The sequence below is a fragment of the Actinophytocola sp. genome (genome assembly GCF_045807065.1).
In the GTDB taxonomy this organism is placed as follows: Bacteria; Actinomycetota; Actinomycetes; order Mycobacteriales; family Pseudonocardiaceae; genus Actinophytocola.
Genome location: NZ_JBJMIE010000717.1, coordinates 1 through 16,851, shown reverse-complemented (window position 1 = coordinate 16,851; position 16,851 = coordinate 1). Strand labels below are relative to the sequence as shown.

Here is a 16,851-nt window from a genome sequence, read left to right as displayed (position 1 = left end):
GCGAAGTGCCGTCCGACGTGGCTGACCGGCTCACCCGTCCACAGCGCGCGAAGGATCTCGATAGTCTCGGTCACCCGGCTGATGCGCTCGTCGAACGGCACCCCCGCGGCGGCGAACTGCCGCTCGGACTCCGGGCCGTTGAACCCGAACCCGATCCCGACGATCAACCGCCCGCCCGACAGCTGATCCAGCGTGGCGAGGCTGTGCGCGAGGAGCACGGGCTGCCGCATGGCCGCGAGCAGCACCCCGGTGGCCAGCCGAACCCGTGAGGTCGCCGACGCCAGGGCCGCGAGCATCAACACCGGATCGGGTAACCCATACACGAACGGGCTATCGGGCACCCACAGCGAGTCAAACCCCGCCTCCTCCGCCCGAACCCCCAACGAGACCATGTCGCCGCCCTCGAAGGTGGGCAGCAGATAACCGAACTCGATCATGCTTCGACGAACTGGTAGTCGGCCCGGATCCGCCCGTCAGCACCGAGGACGAGAAAGTCGGTGCCCCGCCCGACGACCTCGCCGCCGGACACGGCCTCCCAACCGAGCCGGACGACGTCGTGCACACGAGCGACGTCCCCCCGGCGCCGAAAGGACATCTGTCCGGTGGCCACGAACTCCTCGTAGGCACGCGCCACCCGCGCGGTGAGCTCGTCATGCCCGCGAGCCTGGAAGACCGCGGTGACACTCAGCCCGTCCGCGGCCTTCACGGTTTCCTCGGGCGGCTGCAGGAGGTGCACGCCGTCCTCGGTCCACAGGGCGCAAACCGCCGCCCGCCGAACCTCCGCCGACGGCTCGTTCCACACCGCCACGTAACGATCAGCCAACTCGATAGGGTTACGCAAGATTCCTCCTTCTGGGTTGCCGTGCACACGCTGCCGTCACGCGTGCGGACCAGCAATTCCCTGGAAGGAATGACGCGGTTAGGTCAGTCCCGCGGTACTGCCATCTCCCCGAGCTCGGACCACCCGTCCTGCGGAACGGTCACGCTGACGATTCGCGGAGTCTCCGCAAGGTGCGCCGGCAGGCTCCGCTGAGCGGCCTTGAAGTGATCGGACTGCACGTGCGCGGCCCCGGCGTCCCCATCACGGAAGGCCTCCACCAACACGTACTCGTTGGGGTCCTCGACGCTGCGCGACCAGTCGAACCACAGACACCCCGACTCGGCCCGCGTCGCCTCCGTGAACTCCCGTGAGATCGCCGGCCAGTCATCCGCATACTCGGCCAGGACCCGGAACTTGGCGGTAATGAAGATCATGACACTCCTCAACCTCGTACGGACGCGACGACCGGCCTGGGCCATTATGCGGGTGGTGCGCGCCGACCCTCGCACGTCGGCCCCGGTCGCCAGCCGCGGAACTCGTCCGGACAAGGACCGCGGGAGTCAGGGCAGGCTCGACAGCGCCTTCGTGATCGCTGGGGCGTCGAAGGCGGCCGGGTCGAACTCGGTGGCGCTGTCGAGCCCCAGCCAGTCCAGGCTGTTCGCGTGTTCGGGGTGTGTCGGGTCGGCGAGCACTTCCAGCAGGTCCATGTAGGACCAGATGCCGCCACAGTCCTCCGGCGGCGCAGCCCGGCGGCCGCCCGTGCAGCGCGGATAGGTCGCCGACTCATCCGGTTCGAGCACCTTCTCCACGAGGATGTCGTGCCGCCAGTCGTCGCCAAAGTCGTACACGTAGGTGATCTTCGCTCGCTCGCCGGGCAACACCTGCGCCAATGACACCTCACCGGCCGGTCGGTGGCCCAGTTCGGGGTCGGCGATGCCGAAGTCTCCGTACGGCGTCTCGAAGACGTGCAGGTGGCTGCCGTCCCAACCGAACGCGACCTGGATGATCACATGCAGCCGGTCCAAGCTGACGTCGGCGGGCACCTCGAACCGCCGCCAGATCGGCGGCTTCGCCCCACGCAACCCCACCTTGAGCTGGTAGACCGGCGCCGGACCGGCCGGCTTCGGCTGCAGGGGACGGGACGGCGACCACGCGTCCAGCAGGCGTGGCAACGACATCGGCAGGTCGTCGTGCGGTGGCTTGGGCTTGTCGGAGTCGGGCAGTGCACGCAGCCGGGCCCGGAGGAGCACCGCCAGTGGGTAGTAGTCCGGCAGACCGTCCTCGTCGAACGGCAACTCGCCCTCGTCGTGCGCCGCCCGTGCGTCCAGAGCGCACTCGACCTGCCAGCGCAGCTCCGCCGGCTCCAGCCGCTCCTCGTGCACCGCGACCCCGGACTGCCGCACCAACTCCATCGCCTCCGGCAGCCCCTCGGCATCGAGCAACTCGATGTTCACCGCGGCGCCACAGTCGGTGTGGTCGACGCTGACCAGGAAAGCGTGCGTCCGCCCCGCCCGCTCGAAGGAGCAGATCAGCATGGCTCCGGCACCGGCAGGATCAGCGAACCGCCAGCATTCACCGACCGACACCGGCTCGGTCAGCTCGGTCGCCCAACCCGGCGATTCGACCCCGGCACCAACCATCCGGTGCGCAGCGTCCGTCGCGGCCTTCCCCGCCCGACCACCGCAGACGGAACCGAGCGCCAACAACATGATCAGGGCGGCGGCATCAGCCCGCGACTCGAACTCCGGCACGAACCCGTCAACCAGCGCGTCCTCATACGCCTCACCGGCCATCTCACACATGGCGACGAACAACGCCGCCCCGAACTCGGCCACCATTGGTTCGGCAGGCAGCGCCTCATCCGCGACGTCGGCGAGTATCCCGTCAACCAGCTCGGACAGCTCAACCGGCGGACCTGCACAGGCCGGACAGCCACACGGATCGGTGTCGACCACCGGACTGACGGGCACGGGACGCCCTGCGGGCTTGTTGCGCTTCCTGGGTTTCCGTCCACGACTCACCGAACTCACGGCGGCGAGTATGCCCCGGCGCGGCATCAACACAGGACCGGGGTATCCGATGGCCACCTGGCGTGCATGACCGGGGAAGAAGCCCCGTCGCTGCGTTGTTCTTCCCTGGCACACGGCCGCTACCGGAACCTGAATCGACTACAGGCTGAGAACCCCCCGTTTACAACCAGCCCCTTACCTTCACAAACTCATCATAGGCCGGTCGATGATTGGGCTCATCATGCCCGCAGGCGCAGTGGAGGCTCAAGGGGGAGCCGAACCGCGACTGACCGGAACCTAATCGACCACCAACTGTTGCATGCCAGGCGGCCTGGAGAACGCGGTATCCAGAGGCCCCGAATCTGTGGGGCCAGAGGCACGGGTAGCTCCGAGCGAGTCGAGCAAACTTATCAACGATGACGCGGGCGATACCAGCAAAGGCACCGCACACGACCGCAACCGCGAGGGTAATTCGTGTGCAGCGGCCGCCGACGCTGACCCGAGGACTCGGCATTGATGGTCTCCCGGATGTGAGTAGTGAGGGGTAGCGCCGATGCATGTTGCCGCCACATCCCGCATCCGGACACCATCCACAACCGGTCGTGTAACGCCGCCGCGCCGATCTGCGACGAACTGCCGAGCAACCACGGTCGAAGGTCGGTCATGTCATTTTATCTGCGCACAAGCGTCAAAGTCGGTCCGGTGCGAGTGAACATGTCGCGCGCGGGTATGGGTGCATCGGTCGGCGTTCCCGGGTTCCGGCTCGGCGCCGGGCCACGCGGTACCTACGTCTCGCTCGGCGGTGGTCTGGTGTCCTACCGCGCCACCGTCCGTTCGCCACGCGGAAAGACGCAGACTCGTACACCGCCGGCGGGTTCACAGGTAAAGCCTCCCGGTCTGCCCTCACCGAGCGATGTCGTGCTGTCCGATGTCTCCGGTGCCACCGCCCTCGACATGACTGAAGTCTCATCAAGCGATCTCGTCACCCAACTCAACGACGCCGCGAGATCGCCGCGGTTCTGGCCGTGGTGCCTCGCACTGACAATCGCGCTCGTGTACGTGTCGCCACTGGTGTTGCTGGCGGGGGCGCCGCTGACCGTCTGGCTCTTCTGGAAGGACCAGGTACACCGAAAGGTCGTGGCGTTCTACGACGTGCACGGCGAGGAAGAGGCACGGCGCTTCCAACGGCTTGTCGACGCCTTCGGCCAGGTCAGTGAGGCCCAACGCGCCTGGCATGTCGTCGCCTCGGGAGCCGTCTCCACCACCCATCAGCACAAGGTCAACGCGGGTGCATCAGCGCTGATCAATCGGGTGCCGTTGACGAGGGGAATCAGCGGCCCGCCGAACCTGACGTCGAATATCACCGTTCCATCGCTATCCACTCCCCGCCGTTCCGTGTATTTCTTGCCGGACCGGATCCTGATTCGCGAAGGAAAGCACTACGCGGATGTCGCGTACTGCTATTCGCGCGCGGAAGCGGCGCCACAACGCTTCATCGAAGACGGTGCGGTGTCGTCGGACTCCGAGCTCGTCGGGCACACGTGGCAGTACGTCAACGTCAAAGGCGGCCCGGACCGACGTTTCAAAAACAACCGGCAACTTCCGATCCTCCGGTACGGCCGGCTGACACTCACCGGAGAAGCCGGCTACCACGCGATCTTCGACTTCTCCACCACGGCTGCGAGCTCGGCACTGGCCGGTTCGCTCCAGGACATGGCGACAGCCGAGCAGCCCAGGCCACGGAAACAGGCCGCCGCGCTGCATCCGGACGCGGTACGCGGCACGCCCCAACCGAAAGCCCCGCTATCACGCACACCCAGCCACGGATGCGGCTCCGGCCGGAATGGAAACTCGATGACTCCGACCGCGGTGCCGCTGTCCCGGCGGCGGCTCTCTGCCGAAGGACGTCTCCCGATCGTCGGGGAGTCGCAGTACCAGCCCGCCCTCCGCCTGCTGGCCAACGGGATCGAAGTCGGAAGCGACTTCAACCAACACCTGCCGGTCGTCGCCATCCTCGTTCCGGAGCCAGAGAATCCCCACGACGGCAACGCGGTTCGGGTCGATGTCGCGACCGACGCAGGCGCGGTGACCGTCGGCTACCTCAGCCGCTACGACGCCCCCGCCTACCAGGCCGCCATTTTCGCACTCAAGAACGAGGGCTACGTGGGAACCTGCCCTGGGCGGATCACCGGTGGCGGCCGTGGTCGGTCTTACGGCATGTACCTGCACCTTGCCGGCGCGGACGCGTTGTTGCTCGAGAACCTCGTGGGCGAGATCGACCTACTCGACCCGGCACGGCAGGTGACGGTGACGAAGGAGGAAGACCACCAGACTGTCCTGTCGCGCCACCACTCCCCGACCCGCACCTCTACCCGGGTGGCCGCGCAACTCGTATCATCCACGGTTTCAAGCGGTAAGCACAAAGGCGCCTACGCGATCGAGGTGCGCCTGGACGGTGGCCGAGTTGGCGAACTCACTGCCGCGATGAGCGCCCGCTACCAAAACCTCGTCGTCGCCGCGGCGAAGCAGTCCGGCCACGCGAACTGCGAGGCACTGATCACACACGGCACCCGAGGCTTTCAGATCGAACTCCGCCTGCCCACCCCGAATTGACGCGCGTACGAGGAGCCGGCAGTTCGCACCCGATCTCGCGCCTACAGGCCACCGGTCTCAGTTGTGCTCTTAGGAACCCTCGGCCTGAAGAACGGCTCATCGTTGAGGCGATCGGGGTCGGTCCAGCGGAAGCCTGGGGTGATCTCACCGCGGAGGCCAATGACACTTACGCAACAAACTCGCACCCAAAGATCAAGTTAAGCAATCTTGATAGGTTCATTTGCGCTGGTCAGAGGTAGTGGGGCCGAAGGGAGTCGAACCCTCACTGGCTGGAACCTAAATCCAGTGCCTCTGCCTGTTGGGCTACGGCCCCGGTGTTGCACGCACAGGGTAGCCCGGGGGTGGTTTCGGTGGTCACGACATCCCCGTTGTGTTGATTGACCTCTTACCCACCGTGATCACTGGTGTGCGTGGAGGGCTGGGGCGAGTGCTGCCACCGGGGGAAAGAGGGGCTGCCGCGGGTGTCGAGGGGTCCACTCTGGTGAGGGCTTGTGTTCATGGGGGCGGCACGCTCACGTCCGGATGTCTACGGGCTTGGCGGGCGGGTGTGCGACGCTTATTACGCTAGTGGGTCTACCCCGTGACACTATCTTGTTGGGAGGTTGCCTTGTGGCCACGGCGTGTGTTCATGGCTGTCCTCCATCTGGTTGATCGGTTTGAGGGGCGGGGGATCTACGTGCCGGGGGAGGATGACAAGTCGATCTCGGCGTGGCGGGACTTTGGGTGGTTGTTCGCCGGGTTTTTGGTTGCTGCGGCGGTCTTCGTTCTGTTGTTCGCGCTTGCCACTTGATGTTGGGACTCCATCACTGGTTGTGGCGGTCTGGTCACAGGTCGGCTACGGGATGACACCGGGTCTGGCAATTGTTCCCGCCACGAACGGCGGCACCGGCATAGTGCGTTCAGACGTACCCGCTCGCCCGGGAAGGGGCTCTCTTCGTGCCATTGGTCAGGCTTGCGGTCGCGGCATGCGTTCTGCTGGTTCTGGCTGCCTGCAGCACCAGCCGGCCCACCCTCGACACAGCGCAGGAGTCGCTCAACGCCCCGCCGCCGAGCGCGGCGCATGAGCGTTCCGAGTACCTGGCGAAGGACGGGGTCACTCGGAAGATCGGGGATGACGTCACTCTTTCGGTGTCGGCGCCTACGTCGTTCACGCCTACGGAGGAGGCCTACCCGAAGGCGGTTCGTGCGGTCGCGTTCGAGTTGGTGATCGACAACCAGGGGGACACCACCTACCGCACGGCCCAGTTGCTGTTCGTCGCTACCGCGGACGGGCAGCCGGCCGATCAGATCATCGACTCCACGCAGGGGTACAGCGGCGTCACCAGCACGGAGGACGAGGTCCTCCCTCGGCAGACGGTGCGGGTCTCGATCGCGTTCGGGGTGCCCGCTCGACCGAGTGCGGTGCGGGTCGCCGTGCGGCCCGGCTCGGACGCGGCCAACGCCATCCCCGTCTTCGACGGCACCGTCTGACCCCTGTCGGTCCCACCGGATAACGTCCCCGCCATGACCAATCGACTCTCCCCCGGCGACGACGCGCCCGAGTTCCGGCTGCCCTCCTCGGACGGCAGCGACGTCTCGCTTTCCGACTTTCGCGGACGACGTGTCGTCGTCTACTTCTACCCGGCCGCCGGCACGCCGGGCTGCACCAAGCAGGCCTGCGACTTCCGGGACAACCTCGCCGAGCTGAACGACGCCGGGTTCGCCGTCGTGGGCATCTCGCCGGACAAGCCGGCCAAGCTCGCCAAGTTCGTCGCGGACGAGGGGCTCACCTTCCCACTCCTGTCCGACGAGAACCGTGAGGTGCTCAACGCCTGGGGCGCCTTCGGGGAGAAGCAGAACTACGGGCGCACGATCATGGGTGTCATCCGGTCCACGTTCATCGTCGACGCGGACGGGAAGATCGAGAAGGCGATGTACAACGTGCGCGCCACCGGTCACGTTGCGAAACTGCGGAAGGATCTGAAGGTCTGATCCGACGCGACACGCGACTGCGGGCAACCTGACGGGTTTGTCGCGCGTACGTCTCCCACCAGCGCAAAGTTGTCACTTGAACGGGTCAACTTCGCCAATTGGCACGGCGTATTCACGGCATGCCCAACTCCTCCGCCCGCCGCGCCGCGCTCACCGGTGTCTGCCTGGCCGCCGTCATCGGTGTCGCCGGTCTGACCGGCGCGTGTGGTGTGCGGCCGACCGCGGCCGCCGGTGCGCCGGTGATCATCCCGCCGGTCACGACGACCAGTGCCAGCAGCACGCCGCCAGCAACGGAGGTGCGGCCCGAGCCGGGGCCTGTCCCGAGCAAGCAGGGCCGGCTCGACCCGCGGCCGCTCGTCGCGGCGGCCGCCGCGGCCGAGCCGAACACCACGCTCGGCGCGGTCGTCTTCGATCGCGGCACGGGCACGGAGCTGCTGGCCGTCGAACCGGACCGGCAGTTCCGGTCGGCCTCGCTGGTGAAGCTGCTGATCGCCGTCGACGCGCTGGGCCGGGGCGCGAACGCGACCACGCGGAACAAGATCGCCCGGATGCTCTCGATGAGCGACGACGACATCGCGAGCGAGCTGTGGGTCCAGGACGACGGACCGCGGCTCGTCACGCGCATGGCGAAGCTGATCGGGCTGCGGGCCACGGAACCCCCCGAGACCTACGGGCGGTGGGGCGACACCATGCTGACCGCACGCGACGTGGTCCGGGTGTACCAGTTCGTGATGGACAGCCTGCCGCCCGAGGACCACACACTGATCGTGGACGCGCTCGCGCAGGCGCCGGAGTACGCGGCCGACGACTTCCGCCAGTACTTCGGCATCCCCGACGGGCTGAACGCACAGTGGGCGATCAAGCAGGGCTGGAGCAACAACGATCACACGATGGTGTTGCACAGCACCGGACTGGTGGGTGCGAAGTGGCGGTACGTCGTGGTCCTGCTGACCGAGCACCCACTCGGCTCGGGACGCGCGAGGTGCGCCAAGTCGGTGACGGCGGCGGCCAGCGCGCTGGACCAGCAGCTTGGCAGCGTCTGACCAAGCACTCTGACCAAGCACTCTGACCGAGCAGTCCGATCAAGCACTCGACCGAGCAGTCTGACCAAGTACTCTGGCAGCGGTCAGCGGTCGCCGAGGCTGCGCAGGTGCGGCAGCAGCAGCGACAGCGCCCGGCCGCGGTGGGAGATCGCGTCCTTCTCCTCCGTCAGCAGCTCGGCCGACGTCCTCGTCTCGCCCTCCGGCACGAAGATCGGGTCGTAGCCGAAGCCGTTGGTCCCGCGCGGTTTCCGCACCAGCGTCCCGGGCCAGACGCCCCGCACGACGATCTCCGTGCCGTCCGTCAGCACCAGCGCGGTGGCGCACACGAACTGGGCGCCCAGCCGTTCGTCCGGGATGTCCGTGACCTGCTCCAGCACCAGCTCGAGGTTCCTGCGGTCGTCCTTGGCGATGCCCGCCCACCGGGCGGACAGCACGCCGGGCATGCCGTTCAACGCGTCGACCGCCAGGCCGGAGTCGTCGGCGACGGTCGGCAGCCCGGTCGCCGCCACCGCGTCACGCGCCTTCGTCACCGCGTTGTCCTCGAACGAGACGCCCGTCTCCGGGGCCTCCTCGAACGGCGGGACCTCGTCGAGCCCGACGACGGCCACCCCCTCGATGCCGGCGCGCTCGATGATCCGGCGCATCTCCTGCAGCTTCTTGACGTTGCGGGACGCCACGAGCAGTTGGGTCACGAACGGGCCACCTTCGCGGTCGGGAGTTCGCCGGGGTAGGGCTCGGCCAGTGCGGCCACCTGGAGCTCGTTGATGCGAGCGCAGCCGGCCAGTGCGAGATCGAGCATGCGGTCGAGCGTCGATCGGGTGAATGTCGCACCCTCGCCGGTGCCCTGGACCTCGATGATCGTGCCGGCGTCGGTGGCGACGACGTTCATGTCGACCTCCGCGCGGGCATCCTCCTCGTATGGAAGATCGAGACGGATCCGACCGTCCACCACGCCGACGCTCACCGCCTGCACCGCGCACGACAGCGGCTGGGGATCGGCGAGCCGGCCCGCGGCGGCCAGCCAGGTGACGGCGTCGGCGAGCGCCACGTAACCGCCGGTGATCGCCGCGGTGCGGGTGCCGCCGTCGGCCTGCAGGACGTCGCAGTCGATGACCACGGTGTTCTCGCCAAGGGCGGCGAGGTCGATGCACGCCCGCAGCGAACGGCCGATGAGGCGGCTGATCTCGTGCGTGCGACCGCCGATCCGGCCCTTCACCGACTCGCGGTCACCGCGCGTGTTGGTCGCGGACGGCAGCATCGCGTACTCGGCGGTGATCCAGCCGAGGCCTGAGCCCTTGCGCCAGCGCGGCACACCCTCGGTCACGCTCGCCGCGCACAGCACCCTGGTCTTGCCGAACTCGACCAGCACCGAGCCGGCCGGCCAGATCTGGAAGCCGCGGGTGAGCTTGATGTCCCTGAGCTGGTCGTCGTTCCTGCCATCGCTTCGTACCACGGCCTGAACTCTAGGCCCCCCGGCCCAACCGGCCTTTACCGCGGTTCGAGTGCGGCCGGTTACCACTGTGTCCGACGTTACCCCGCCGGTGATTGACCGAACGGCCAACGCGGAGGACCATTCAACACAGGTTGAAATCGGAGGCGGCCATGTCCGAGGGGGACTCGCAGGCCAAGGGGAAGAAGCACCCGGTGCTCACCGGCTCGATGAAGTTCGCGGCGGTGCTCGCACTACTCATCGTCGCCGTCGTCTCGTTGCGGGGCAAGTTGCCGAGCCTCACAGCCGTCAGCGACGCGATCGCGAACGCGGACACCGGCTGGCTCGCCGTGGCCGCGGTCGCCGAGTTCGTCTCGATGGGCATGTTCGCCCGCCAGCAACGCCGGCTGCTGTCCGCGTTCGGCGTGCCGATGACACGGCACCACGCGCTCGCCCTGTCCTACAGCCGCTCCGCCATCGCGATCAGCCTGCCCGCCGGCTCGGCGATCTCCGCGGCGTACGCGTTCAGGCAGTTCCGCACGGGTGGCGCGAGCCGCAGGACGGCGGCGACGGTCATGGTCCTGTCCGGCCTGCTGTCGTTCGCCGCGCTGTTCCTGCTGTACGCGACGGGGGTGCTCGCGGCGGGCGCCGTGCACCTCGGCGCGGCGTGGCGGGAGGAGTCGAGCACCACCAAGGTGTCGGTCGTGCTCGCGTTCGCGCTGGCCACGATGATCGGGCTGTTCGCGTGGCAGTCCGGCTGGCAGCTCCGCAACGGCGCGCGCTCCGCCCGGCCACGCCACCACCGGCCCGTCGGCACCCGCTGGCCGCGGCTCGGCAAGGCGCTCGGGCCGCTGACCGACGCGATCACCAGCTCACGGGAGGTCGACGGCCGGCACTGGACGCTCGCGCTCGGCGCGGCGCTCGCCAACTGGCTGACCGACCTGCTCTGCCTGTTCGCGGCCGCCAGGGCGTTCCACCTGCCGGTGAGCCTGGCCGCGATCGGCGCGGTGTACCTGACGGTCCAGGTCGTCCGGCAAGTGCCGCTCACCCCGGGCGGCATCGGCGTGATCGAGGTCAGCCTGCTGGCCGGGCTGGTGTCCGCGGGCGCCGGGAACGCCGGCGCGGCCGCGACCGTGCTGGTCTACCGCCTGCTGTCGTGCTGGCTGATCATCCCGGTCGGGTTCCTGTGCTGGCTGGTGCTGCGCAGGCCCTCAGACAAGGACGCGGTCGAAGACGAGCCCGAGCTCGGTGGGCAGGTCGGCGGCGGCCCGCTCGTCACCGGCGAGGTGACGCAGGAGCGCGTGCTGGAAAAGGCCGTCCACCAGGGAGTACACCAGGCGCGCCGGCATTGTGAGCCGTAGGCCGGCACGTTCGGCGTACTGGGCGAAGACGCGGCCGACCATGCGTTCGATGCTGACCTGGATCTCGCGGACGTCGTCGCGGAACGAGTCCTCGAACATGCTCTGCGCACGCAGGTCGTACCAGAGGCGGTGCATGTCGGTGTCCCGCTCCAGCGACGTCGCCATGCCGGCGATGAACCGGTCGCGCACCTCGTCGGCCGTGACCGAGGTGGCGAGGACCTGGTCGTAGCGGCTGACGGTCGAGGCCTTGTACTGCCGCACGCAGTAGGTGATCAGGTCGACCTTGTCGCGGAAGTAGTAGTGCAGGACGCCGTGGGAGAACTCGGAGTTCTGCGCGATCTCGCGCAGGCTCGTGCGCGCGTAGCCGAGCTCGGCGAGCGTGCGTAGCGCGGAGTTGGCGAGCTGGGCCCTGCGCTGGGCGAACTTGTCGATCTTACTGAGCTGGTCGATCTTCCTACGTCGAACGACCTGCTTGTGCGCGGCGACCTTGGTGGACACGGCGGTCCTTAATGTCAGCCTCCCCCGGCCCGCGCCCTGCGGGCCGTTCTCAAGCATAACGGGCAATTGCCGGATGGGAGCCGTGTGGTTCGGCTACCGTGGTTGTCAGATCATGAGGAACCTGCGTATCCGACGAGCCCACCCCGCGGACCTCGACACCCTCGTCCGGGAGCTTGGCCAGCGGCGGTTCTTCGCCGACCGCTTCGCCCGGCAGGCCGGCCGGCGTGGCACGCTGCTGACCGCGTGGCGCGGCAATCGCCCCGTCGGGGTCCTCTACCTGTGGCTCGAGGACGCGGAGGAGGACGAGCTCCGCGAGCACCTGCCGAAGACGCCGATCCTCAACCACCTCGAGATCCACCCCGACCACCGCGGCCAGGGCATCGGGACGAGGCTGATCACGGCCGCGGAGCGGCGATTGCGGATGCTCGGGTGCCGCGAGGTCGCCCTTGCGGTGGAGGTGACCAACGGCCGGGCGGCGCGGCTGTACAAGCGCCTCGGCTACGAGGACTGGCCGCACCCGGCCGTGCGGTGCTACTCACTCACGGAGAGCAACGGGGAACGGGACGTCGAGATCTGCCGCATCCTGGTCAAGGAGCTGCTGCGCGGGGAGGCGGATCTGCACCACCCGGTCGGGGAAGTCCAGTGACCGGAACATCGTGCGGACCTCGTCGACCGTGGGCCGGCTGCCCCGGACCCGCGGCACGCGCAGGCCGTCCAGGTCCGCCAGGTGACGACGCCACCGGACCCGGTCGGCGCGCCACGCCTCGACGTACCGCACGCACAGCTCGGGTCGGATGTAGTGGCAGCGCCCACGCGCCGCCTTGAGCGACAGCCGCATCCGGTGGCGCAGCTCGGGATCGCCGTCCATGCGCGTGACCATGTCGATGACGTCGGTGATGAACCCGACGCGCCGGTCGAGGAAGGTCCGCCAGTGCCGCTCGGTGGCGTCGCGCAACGACCGCCCGTTGTCGAGCAGCCAGAACAGGCCCTCGGCGAGGCAGTCCCCCAGCTCCTCCATCCTGGCGCGGTCCTCGCGAAAGGGGTCGTACACCTTCTGGACCGCGGTGCCGGTGGTCGCCGTGGGACGCAGCCCGTCGTCGTCGAGGAGGAAGAACCAGTCCTCGTTGTAGATGTTGGGGAAGAAGGAGGTCATCGACGCGGTACCGATGGCGAGTGCGCCGCCGCCGATGAACACGTCCTGCTCGCCGCCCGCCTCGCGGAAGGCGTGGCAGACGACCGAGTTGTCGGGCATGCCCTCGACCTGGTCGATGACCAGCCCCACGCCCGCGTAGTGGTCCGTCATGCCGACCGCGTCGCGCAGGTCCATCGGTTCGGGGACCTTGATGTCGTCGTCGAGGAAGACGATCCGCCGCCAGCCGATCAGCCGGCTCAGGAGCAGCCCGAGGTTCCGCTTGAGGCTGGTGTCGGTCCGCCGCTCGAACCGGGTGCCGGCGAGGACCCGGCAGGTGTCGAAGGCGGGCACCACGCCGTCGGGCATGTCCTCGACGTCGATGGCGACGAGCCGTACGCCCTCCCCCGCCGAGCGCGTGACGACGTCCTGGGCCGTGGAGTACTTGCTGCACAGGGCCACGAGCGTCGAGTCCAGCTTGCTGGCAAGCGCGATGGCCGTGTCCAGCATGGCCGCGTTCCGCGCCGTCGGCACGATGATCGCGTCGACCTCGGCCGGGTACTGGCAGGCCGGGCGCTCGGTCAACAGCTGACGGTGTGAACCGTGGTGGTGTCGGGAGCGCGTGCCACGCTTGCTCACGTGTTGGGTACCGGCCATTCGTGTAGTAGGTCGTCCGGGCTGCTCCAGTCCGGGGTGACGGGTTCACCGAGGAACACCTTGACCCGGCTCAGGATGCTGAAGGTGCCCGCGCCGGCGAACCGCGTGCGCAGGTAGTTCTCGTTGCGGCTCCGGAACCGTGCGTCGGTGAGGGCGCGGACGGCGCCGTAGGTGCCGTGCTGGTACTGGCCGTTGCAGATGGTTACCGTGCGCTCCTCGTTCAGGGGACTCGGCGCACGGAAGAAGTGCGCGATGTCCTCGATGAGGACCTCCCTGCCACCCGCCTTGCGCAGCACCGGCTCGAACCGCTGCTCGCCGCCGTCCTCGGACACCAGGAACCCGCCGGGGACGTCCTCGTTCTCCCTGGTCAGCTGGCGCACGGGAACGTCGAGGCGGCGCAGCAGCTCCGCGGTGATCGTGTTCCAGTCGACCCCGCCCAGGAGCACCAGGTGACTGGTGTAGTCGTCGGTCTGGACCTCATCGGGCGTGATGATCTTGACGTTGTTGAGCGGGTTGGCGGCCCGCAGGTGCCCGAACAGTTCCAGCAGCGCGTCCAGGTCCGCGTACTTGTACAGCTTCACGTAGTCCGGGGCGGCCGGATCGGTGTACGGCATCGCCCTGAGGTAGTCGTCGGGCAGCGCCGAGCACACGATCGTGATGTCCTGGTTGGGCGGGAAGTGCCAGTGGCTGCCGGCGAACGGGTCGTCGACGCCGGCCTCGGACTCCTGCCCCTGCGCGCCGTCGCGCAGACCGGTCAGCTCGGCGAGCAGCTCGTCGCGGCGGCCCCGCTCCTCGTTCGTCAGCTGGGACTCGGGCAGTACGCGGAACGGCGCCCTGGCCACCGACCGGGGCGTGGCGAAGAACGTGGCGTAGGCCTCCAGCCGCTCCCGCGGCGGGACCGTCGGGTTCTTGCGGCTCTCCCAGGAGGAGATGAGCGGGCCGCTCGCGTCCAGTGCCTCGGCCAGCTCGTTCTGCGTGAGCCGCCTGCCGTCCAGGCCGTCGAGGCGGAGTGAACGCAGCCGCCTGGCGAGCCTGGCCGCCGGGCCTTCAGCTGGGTTCACCACCATCACGTCCTTCAGGAGAACTTCAGTTAACCGCCAAAGCTCGAAGTATAACGTGGGTCAGCGCGACCTTGCCTGGAGGATCGCTGGACGAGACCCGAGTGATACACGGGCACCGGCGTGACCCAAGTTGTCCTGCTTTCGTCCAGTTCTGGACAGATGGCCGCTTGCTTCAGCCCTATACACCCGCCTACGCTAAAACTGCACAGAAGTTCGTCAACTTAGCTGAATTTTAGCTGAAGTTTGACGAAGGACTGGAGGCGTCATGTCCGAGGTAGCAAAGCTCCAGCCACGTCAACGAATCATATTGGTCTGTGACATCGAGGGGTCCACGAGCAGGACCAACACGGCGAAGGCCGTCGTGCGAGATGACATGTACGACCTGTTCGAGGCGGCACTGCTCGCCTGCAAGATCACCGAGGACCTTCGGGAGCCCTTCATCAACACCGGGGACGGCGTGATCACGCTGGTCCGCCCGGTCGACGGGGTGCCGAAGACCCTCCTGCTGCACACGTTCGTGCCCGTGCTGAGCGAGATGCTGGCCGAGCACGGCATCGTCCACCCGAACCGGAAGTTCCGGCTGCGCGTCGCGATCCACTCCGGAGACGTCCACTTCGACCGGCAGGGCGCGTTCGGGGAGGACCTCGACCTCGCGTTCCGGCTGCTCAACTCGCCGGAGCTGAAGTCGCGGCTACAGCAGACCGGCGCGCCGCTCGTGCTCGCGGTCTCCGACCACATCCACCGGTCGGTGATCCGGCACGGGTACGACGGGATCGACGGGCGGACCTTCGAGCCGCTCATCCGTCTCGAGATGGCCGACCAGCGGCACACCGGGTGGGTCCAGGTGCCGGCCGAGGCCGCCGGGAACCGGGGGCTCGCCCGGATCGACCGGGTGTCCTAGACGGGGTAGCTCGCACCCCGCTCGACGAGGGCGATGTCGCCCTCGAACACCACACGGGCCTCGGCCAGCACCGCCTGGGGGTCGGTCCAGGGGGCCACATGGGTGATCAGGAGGCGGCTCACACCGGCGCGGGCCGCCAGTTCACCCAGTTGGAGACCGGAGAGGTGCACGCCCGAGGGACGTTCATCACTGTGGGTCCAACTCGCCTCGCCCAGCAGGACGTCGGCGCCGGCGGCCAGGGCGTCCAGGCTGTCGCACACCCCGGTGTCCCCGGTGTAGGCGAGGGTGCGGCCGCCGTGGGTGAAGCGGAAGCCGTACGTCTCGGGCGGGTGGTTCACCTCGAACGTGGTCACCTCGAGCGGCCCGATCCGCCGGCTGCCCGGCGCCAGCGGGTGGAAGTCGTAGATGTCCGAGAGGTCGGTCCTGGTGAGCTCCTCCCGGTCCGGGGCGTACGCGGCGGCGAAGCGCGACGGTGCCTCCTTCGGCGCGTAGACCGGGAGGCGGTGGGCCCGGGGGTCCACCGACGGGTCGGGGTGCCAGCGGCGCAGGACGGTCAGTGCGCTGAAGTCGGCGCAGTGGTCCGGGTGCAGGTGGGAGAACACGAGCCCGCCCAGCGTGAGCGGATCCCGCGCGGCGTACAGCTCGGCCAGGGTGCCGTTGCCCAGCTCCACCCCCAGCGCGAAGTCGCCGGCCTCCAGGAGGTACCCGGACGACGGCTCGTGGGGGCCGGGGGTGCTGCCGGAGCAGCCGAGCACGGTCAAACGCACGCCCGACACCCTTCCACAAGTGATCACCCAAGGGGAGTGACCGCGAACGCGCCCAGGTCAGGCCCCAGGAAGCGACGTGCCAGGCGGGCGAAGGACGCCGGGTCACCGGTCGCGAGGAACTCGTGCCGCGGCTCCTCCCACTCGGCGAACATGTCCAGTTCGGTCAGTACGCGCACCACGTCCTTCGCGGTCTCCTCCGCGCTGGACACCAGCGTCACCGAGGAACCCATGACGATCTGCAGCACGCCGGTCAGGAGCGGGTAGTGCGTGCAGCCGAGCACGACCGTGTCGACGTCCGCCTGTTGGAGTGGCTCCAGGTACGCCTGGGCGAGGCCGAGGACCTGCCGGCCGGAGGTGATGCCGCGCTCCACGAAGTCGACGAACCGGGGGCAGGGCACGCTGGTCACCGTCAGCGAAGGCGCCGCGGCGAAGGCGTCGTGGTAGGCGCGGGACCGGATCGTGCCCTCGGTGCCGATGACGCCGACCCGGCCGTTGCGCGTGGTCGCGACCGCCCGGCGCACGGCCGGCACGACCACCTCGACGACCGGGACGTCGTACCGCTCCCGCGCGTCGCCCAGGCAGGCCGCCGACG

General features: G+C 68.5%; 17 protein-coding genes, 1 tRNA gene and 1 pseudogene. 7 read left to right on the top strand and 12 right to left on the bottom strand.

The window, feature by feature from the left end; translation table 11 throughout:
- The 4 genes from ACJ73U_RS42330 to ACJ73U_RS42315 form a co-directional block, all read right to left on the bottom strand.
- Positions 1-437: LLM class flavin-dependent oxidoreductase (locus ACJ73U_RS42330; protein WP_407783425.1), on the bottom strand; the 437-nt coding region annotated here is incomplete at its 3' end.
- Complete coding sequence (locus tag ACJ73U_RS42325; RefSeq protein WP_407783424.1) at positions 434-841, bottom strand: hypothetical protein; 408 nt, start codon at positions 839-841, stop codon at positions 434-436. The genes ACJ73U_RS42325 and ACJ73U_RS42330, both read right to left, overlap by 4 nt.
- 83 nt (positions 842-924) lie before the next feature.
- Positions 925-1,254 (bottom strand): putative quinol monooxygenase, encoded by a 330-nt coding sequence (locus tag ACJ73U_RS42320; RefSeq protein WP_407783423.1) that lies wholly within the window; start codon positions 1,252-1,254, stop codon positions 925-927.
- Positions 1,255-1,380: 126 nt separating this feature from the next.
- Positions 1,381-2,790, bottom strand: a complete 1,410-nt coding sequence (locus ACJ73U_RS42315) for a plasmid pRiA4b ORF-3 family protein (protein ID WP_407783422.1) — start codon at positions 2,788-2,790, stop codon at positions 1,381-1,383.
- Positions 2,791-3,492: 702 nt separating this feature from the next.
- Here ACJ73U_RS42315 and ACJ73U_RS42310 point away from each other — a divergent pair.
- Positions 3,493-5,442: a DUF4236 domain-containing protein gene (locus ACJ73U_RS42310; protein WP_407783421.1), complete on the top strand. Its 1,950-nt coding sequence runs from the start codon at positions 3,493-3,495 to the stop codon at positions 5,440-5,442.
- A gap of 239 nt (positions 5,443-5,681) precedes the next feature.
- Here ACJ73U_RS42310 and ACJ73U_RS42305 read toward each other — a convergent pair.
- Positions 5,682-5,755, bottom strand: a tRNA-Leu gene (locus ACJ73U_RS42305).
- Between the two features lie 815 nt (positions 5,756-6,570).
- On the opposite strand from ACJ73U_RS42305, the gene ACJ73U_RS42300 reads away from it, so the two are divergent.
- The 3 genes from ACJ73U_RS42300 (at position 6,571) to ACJ73U_RS42290 (ending at position 8,456) form a co-directional block, all read left to right on the top strand.
- Positions 6,571-6,912, top strand: a complete 342-nt coding sequence (locus ACJ73U_RS42300; RefSeq protein WP_407783420.1) for a hypothetical protein — start codon at positions 6,571-6,573, stop codon at positions 6,910-6,912.
- A 33-nt stretch (positions 6,913-6,945) separates the two neighbouring features.
- Positions 6,946-7,413, top strand: coding sequence for a thioredoxin-dependent thiol peroxidase (bcp, locus tag ACJ73U_RS42295; RefSeq protein WP_407783419.1), 468 nt, complete (start codon positions 6,946-6,948; stop codon positions 7,411-7,413).
- 119 nt (positions 7,414-7,532) lie between these two features.
- Positions 7,533-8,456 carry a hypothetical protein gene (locus ACJ73U_RS42290; protein ID WP_407783418.1) on the top strand — a complete coding sequence of 308 codons (924 nt, stop codon included), beginning with the start codon at positions 7,533-7,535 and terminating at the stop codon, positions 8,454-8,456.
- 83 nt (positions 8,457-8,539) lie between these two features.
- On the opposite strand, the gene rdgB is transcribed toward ACJ73U_RS42290, so the two are convergent.
- Positions 8,540-9,148, bottom strand: coding sequence for an RdgB/HAM1 family non-canonical purine NTP pyrophosphatase (gene rdgB, locus ACJ73U_RS42285; protein WP_407783417.1), 609 nt, complete (start codon positions 9,146-9,148; stop codon positions 8,540-8,542).
- Positions 9,145-9,909 (bottom strand): ribonuclease PH, encoded by a 765-nt coding sequence (gene rph / locus ACJ73U_RS42280; protein ID WP_407783416.1) that lies wholly within the window; start codon positions 9,907-9,909, stop codon positions 9,145-9,147. Before rph ends, rdgB begins: the two co-directional genes overlap by 4 nt.
- 149 nt (positions 9,910-10,058) lie before the next feature.
- Here rph and ACJ73U_RS42275 point away from each other — a divergent pair.
- Positions 10,059-11,006, top strand: a pseudogene (locus ACJ73U_RS42275) (YbhN family protein); the annotation flags it as partial.
- Between the two features lie 90 nt (positions 11,007-11,096).
- Here ACJ73U_RS42275 and ACJ73U_RS42270 read toward each other — a convergent pair.
- Entirely contained in the window at positions 11,097-11,744 is a 648-nt protein-coding gene (locus ACJ73U_RS42270; RefSeq protein ID WP_407783415.1) for a TetR/AcrR family transcriptional regulator, read from the bottom strand.
- 112 nt (positions 11,745-11,856) lie between these two features.
- Between ACJ73U_RS42270 and ACJ73U_RS42265 the strand changes: the two genes are divergently transcribed.
- Positions 11,857-12,390 (top strand): GNAT family N-acetyltransferase, encoded by a 534-nt coding sequence (locus ACJ73U_RS42265; RefSeq protein ID WP_407783414.1) that lies wholly within the window; start codon positions 11,857-11,859, stop codon positions 12,388-12,390.
- On the opposite strand, the gene ACJ73U_RS42260 is transcribed toward ACJ73U_RS42265, so the two are convergent.
- A complete protein-coding gene (locus ACJ73U_RS42260) occupies positions 12,280-13,458 on the bottom strand; it encodes a hypothetical protein (RefSeq protein WP_407783413.1) in 1,179 nt (392 codons plus the stop codon). The genes ACJ73U_RS42265 and ACJ73U_RS42260 overlap by 111 nt on opposite strands.
- Positions 13,459-13,508: 50 nt before the next feature.
- Entirely contained in the window at positions 13,509-14,597 is a 1,089-nt protein-coding gene (locus ACJ73U_RS42255; protein WP_407783426.1) for a helix-turn-helix domain-containing protein, read from the bottom strand.
- 355 nt (positions 14,598-14,952) lie between these two features.
- On the opposite strand from ACJ73U_RS42255, the gene ACJ73U_RS42250 reads away from it, so the two are divergent.
- On the top strand, positions 14,953-15,492 hold the full coding sequence (locus ACJ73U_RS42250; protein WP_407783412.1) for a hypothetical protein: 540 nt from the start codon (positions 14,953-14,955) through the stop codon (positions 15,490-15,492).
- On the opposite strand, the gene ACJ73U_RS42245 is transcribed toward ACJ73U_RS42250, so the two are convergent.
- Both ACJ73U_RS42245 and ACJ73U_RS42240 read right to left on the bottom strand, forming a co-directional pair.
- Positions 15,489-16,259 (bottom strand): MBL fold metallo-hydrolase, encoded by a 771-nt coding sequence (locus ACJ73U_RS42245; RefSeq protein ID WP_407783411.1) that lies wholly within the window; start codon positions 16,257-16,259, stop codon positions 15,489-15,491. The two genes, ACJ73U_RS42250 and ACJ73U_RS42245, sit on opposite strands and share 4 nt — an antisense overlap.
- A 23-nt stretch (positions 16,260-16,282) precedes the next feature.
- Positions 16,283-16,851: aspartate/glutamate racemase family protein (locus ACJ73U_RS42240; RefSeq protein WP_407783410.1), on the bottom strand; the 569-nt coding region annotated here is incomplete at its 5' end.